The following is a 4,531-nucleotide window of genomic DNA, read 5'->3' on the forward strand; positions in this document are numbered from 1 at the left end:
AATACCAATTTGGGATAACCCAATTGATATTTTCATCTAATTTGTCAACAATCTGGAGAACATTTGTAAGAATGTTCTTTTTTTTATTGTGAAAGTTTAATATATAAAACAAAAAGTTTAAAAAAGAGGTTGAAAGATTACTATAAGCGTGTATAATATCATTGTTTGATTAAGTGAACAAAAAGTTAATTATATAAAACAGGGAGGATTAGATGGATCTCGGAAGGAAAATTAAACAGCTGCGACTTGCAAATGACTTAACTCTTGAAGAACTTGCAAACCGCAGCGAATTATCAAAAGGTTTCCTCTCCCAGGTTGAAAGAAATCTAACATCACCATCTGTCGCAACACTTGATGATATTCTTGAAGCATTAGGTACTAATCTTCATGATTTCTTTGATCAGCAGGAGGATGAACAGCTTGTTTTTGGCAAGAAGGATTTTTTTGTGAATGAACAGGATGATTACATCATTCACTATATCGTACCAAATGCTCAGAAAAATGAGATGGAACCTATTCTTATTGAACTAGAAAATGGTAAACGTTCAATGAAGATGGAACCCCATGGTGGAGAAGAGTTTGGTTATGTATTAGAAGGTAAAGTTGTTCTTCATTATGGGATGCGAGAAGAAATTGTTAAAAAGGGTGAAACATTTTATTTGAAGGGCACACGTGCACATTATTTAGAGAATCAGTGGGAAAGAAAGGCGAGAGTGATCTGGATTTCTACACCACCATTATTTTAAATGAGGAGAGTTTTATGAAGAAAATTATTGAATTAGATAATCTGACTAAATCATTTGATGGTCAGGTCATCCTAAAAGGAATTCACTTAGACATCTATGAAAATGAATTCGTAACACTTCTAGGTCCAAGTGGATGCGGAAAAACAACTACACTAAGAATCATGGCAGGATTTGAAGAACCTGAATCAGGTACTGTATTATTTGATGGTATGAACATGGAAGGTGTACCACCATATAAGAGAGAATTAAATACAGTATTCCAGAAGTATGCTTTATTTCCACATATGGATGTTTATGATAACGTAGCATTTGGTTTACATATTAAGAAAATGCCTGATGAAATCATTGATCATAAAGTAAGAAGAATGTTGGAACTTGTAGGTTTAAAAGGTTATGAAGAAAGAAATATTTCTCAGTTATCTGGTGGTCAGCAGCAGCGTGTTGCGATTGCAAGAGCTCTTGTTAATGAACCAAAAGTACTTCTTCTTGATGAACCATTAGGCGCACTTGACTTGAAACTCAGAAAAACAATGCAGATTGAATTAAAGAAGATCCAGCAGCAGGTAGGTATTACTTTCGTTTATGTTACTCATGATCAAGAAGAAGCACTTACTATGTCTGATAAGATTGTCGTAATGAATGAAGGTTTAATTCAGCAGATTGGCTCACCAATTGATATTTATAATGAACCAGAAAATAGATTTGTTGCCAACTTCATTGGTGAATCTAATATTGTAGAAGGTCATTTCATTAAGGATTACCTTGTAGAATGGCATGGTCAGCAGTTTGAATGTGTAGATAAAGGATTTGAAGAAGGTCAGGAAGTAGATATTGTATTACGTCCTGAAGACTTAGATATTGTAGAACCAGGTAGAGGTAAAATTGCAGGTGAAGTCGTATCTGTTATCTTTAAAGGGGTACACTATGAAATCATGGTGCGTACAGAAAATCAGGACTATAAGATTCATACAACAGATTTAACAGAAGTAGGAAAGAAAGTAGATTTAGATTTCTGGCCTGAAGATATTCATGTCATGGAACCAATGGGTACTTATTAATGAAACAGTATAAAAAACTCATTACACCTTATGTCCTATTTCTATTCCTGTTAACTGTATTGCCGATGGTGTTGATTGTATTCTATGCTTTTACACAAAAGGCATCCGCAATCAAGACATTTGAATTCACATTCGCAAACTTTGCGAAATTCTTTGATCCAATCTTTGTCCAGGTATTGATTAAATCATTCGGACTTGGATTACTTACTACATTAATCTGTTTATTAATTGGTTATCCAGTCGCTTTTATGATTTCTAAGTGTAAACAGCATACTCAGACTATTCTTATTATGTTGATTACTATTCCAACATGGATCAACCTTTTAATGCGTACTTACGCATGGGTTTCTATTTTATCTAGAAACGGTATTTTAAATAACATCCTAGGATTACTTGGCTTAGGCTCTTTTAGAATGTTATATACTGATGGGGCAGTTGCAATCGGGATGATTTATAACTTCCTCCCATTTATGATTCTGCCAATCCATACATCTTTAACTAATATGTATCCTTTAATTGTAGAAGAAGCCTATGATTTAGTTGATAATAAGGTTACAGACTTCTTTAAGATTACTTTTAAGTTATCACTTGGTGGCGTATTAACTGGTATTACAATGGTATTCTTACCAGCTATCAGTGAATTCGTTATTCCAAAGATGTTAGGTGGAGGACAGTACTCTTTAATTGGTAACTTCATTGAAAACCAGTTCATTACTGTAGGTAACTGGCATTTCGGTAGTGCTGTATCACTTATCTTAGGTGTGATTGTTATTATTTCTATGGCACTTATCTATCGTGCTGAAAAGAAGACAAATAATGAAATTGAACAGGGAGGACTTACTAATGCGAAAAGAAAAAAAGCTCAGTAAAGTGATTATTATTTCACTATGTATGGTCTTCCTCTATTTCCCAATATTTATTATGGCAGTTTTCTCATTTAATAGCGCCAAGTCTTTATCACATTTTGGTGGCTTCTCAGGACGCTGGTATGTACAGTTATTTAATAACACACAGCTATTAAATGCCATCTTTGTATCAGTTAGTATAGCGGTTATTGCGACAATCTGTTCAGTTGTTTTGGGAACAATTACAGCTATTGCATTATCTAAATCTAAAAAGACTGTCAGAACTATTGTACAGCAGGTCAATAACTTACCAATCATGAACCCTGAAATCGTTACAGCTATTTCTTTGATGTTATTATTTAGCTTTGTAAGCTTTGAAAAGGGTTATATGACAATGTTGCTTGCGCATATTGCGTTCTGTACACCATATGTGATTACAAATGTTTATCCTAAAGTCAAGCAGTTAGATGACAATCTAGCAGATGCGGCAATGGATTTAGGGGCAACACCATTCCAGACATTGACTAAGGTCATCATTCCTCAGATCAAGCCTGGTATCTTTGCAGGAGCACTTTTATCTTTTACTATGAGTTTTGATGATTTCATCATTTCATACTTTGTATCTGGTAATGGTGTAGAAAATATTTCTATCGTTGTTTACAACATGTCTAAACGTGTTGATCCGAGTATATATGCATTATCTACAGTTATTCTTGTAGTTATTTTAATTGGGGTATTATTAGGCACTTTTGTACCATATATTTATTTGAAGAAGAGAGGGGTAAAAAATGAAAAAGTTATTTAAAGGTTTACTTTGCGTTGCAGTTATCTGCGGCCTAATGACTGGGTGTGGGTCTAAAAACTATAAACACACATTAAAGGTATTCAACTGGGGTGTATATGCCGATATGGACGTTATTAAGGCGTTCCAGGATGAATATGATTGTAAAGTTATTTATGAAACATATGATTCAAATGAATCAATGTACACTAAATTATTAGGTGGCAACCAGTATGATGTATTAGTACCATCTGATTATATGATTGAACGTATGATCAAGGAAAATCTTTTACAGAAGATTGACTGGTCTAAGATTACAAATAAGAAATCATTAGATACTAAAGTATTAAATCAGCAGTTTGACCCAAACAATGAATACTGGGTACCATATTTCTGTGGTAACGTAGGTATCGTTTATGACAAAACACAGGTTAAAAAAGAAGATTTAAAAGCAGGATGGGAAATCCTACGTAATCCTAAGTATAAGGGTAACCTTTATATGTATGACTCTGAAAGAGACTCTATGATGGTTGCATTAAAGGCTTTGGGGTATTCTATGAATACTACTAACGAAAATGAAATCCAGGCTGCTTTCAACTGGTTAGTAGAACAGAGAAAGACTATGGATCCTACATATGCAACAGATGACTCTATCGATAACATGAAGAATGGTGAAAAAGCACTTTGTGTTATGTATTCAGGTGATGCAGCAGATGTAATGAAAGAAAACCCAGATATGGGCTTCTATATGCCAGAAGAAGGTACTAACTATTGGTTTGATGGATTTGTCATCTCTAAGGATTGTAAGAACACAGATATGGCTAATAAATTCATTAACTATATGATTTCTGATAAGAACGCATTCTTAAATACACAGGAAGTAGGTTATTTAACTACTAATACTGTAGCAGCTGCAAAAGCAAGAAAGAAAGAATTCAAGAACAACAATGCTTACAGCATGCGTGTTGGACCAAAAGATGAATGTTTCAACTATCAGGATACTAAGACTAAAGAAATGTTTAGTAACTACTGGACAATAGTTAAAGCAAAATAACACATTTTATGGTGATTCTAGATCTAGAATCACCATTTTTTTCTTTG

Annotated in this window: 5 protein-coding genes; all 5 read left to right on the forward strand. The window is 33.9% G+C overall.

All coding sequences use genetic code 11. From position 1 onward, the window contains the following. The first annotated feature begins 212 nt into the window (after window positions 1-212). From ACT8VG_RS07670 to ACT8VG_RS07690, 5 genes are read left to right on the forward strand one after another with little or no spacing between them, the layout of a single operon-like run. Window positions 213-746: a helix-turn-helix domain-containing protein gene (locus tag ACT8VG_RS07670; protein WP_022425431.1), complete on the forward strand. Its 534-nt coding sequence runs from the start codon at window positions 213-215 to the stop codon at window positions 744-746. A 14-nt stretch (window positions 747-760) separates the two neighbouring features. Then, window positions 761-1,804, forward strand: coding sequence for a spermidine/putrescine ABC transporter ATP-binding protein (gene potA / locus ACT8VG_RS07675; RefSeq protein WP_117459469.1), 1,044 nt, complete (start codon window positions 761-763; stop codon window positions 1,802-1,804). Then, entirely contained in the window at window positions 1,804-2,673 is an 870-nt protein-coding gene (locus ACT8VG_RS07680) for an ABC transporter permease (protein ID WP_444195549.1), read from the forward strand. The genes potA and ACT8VG_RS07680 overlap by 1 nt, the downstream gene beginning before the upstream one ends. Further along, window positions 2,648-3,454, forward strand: a complete 807-nt coding sequence (locus ACT8VG_RS07685) for an ABC transporter permease (protein ID WP_444195550.1) — start codon at window positions 2,648-2,650, stop codon at window positions 3,452-3,454. The genes ACT8VG_RS07680 and ACT8VG_RS07685 overlap by 26 nt, the downstream gene beginning before the upstream one ends. After that, window positions 3,438-4,484, forward strand: coding sequence for an ABC transporter substrate-binding protein (locus tag ACT8VG_RS07690; RefSeq protein WP_444195551.1), 1,047 nt, complete (start codon window positions 3,438-3,440; stop codon window positions 4,482-4,484). The genes ACT8VG_RS07685 and ACT8VG_RS07690 overlap by 17 nt, the downstream gene beginning before the upstream one ends. The last annotated feature ends 47 nt before the right edge of the window (window positions 4,485-4,531 follow it).

The organism is Catenibacterium sp., assembly GCF_052354645.1.
Taxonomy (GTDB): domain Bacteria; phylum Bacillota_I; class Bacilli_A; order Erysipelotrichales; family Coprobacillaceae; genus Catenibacterium; species Catenibacterium mitsuoka_A.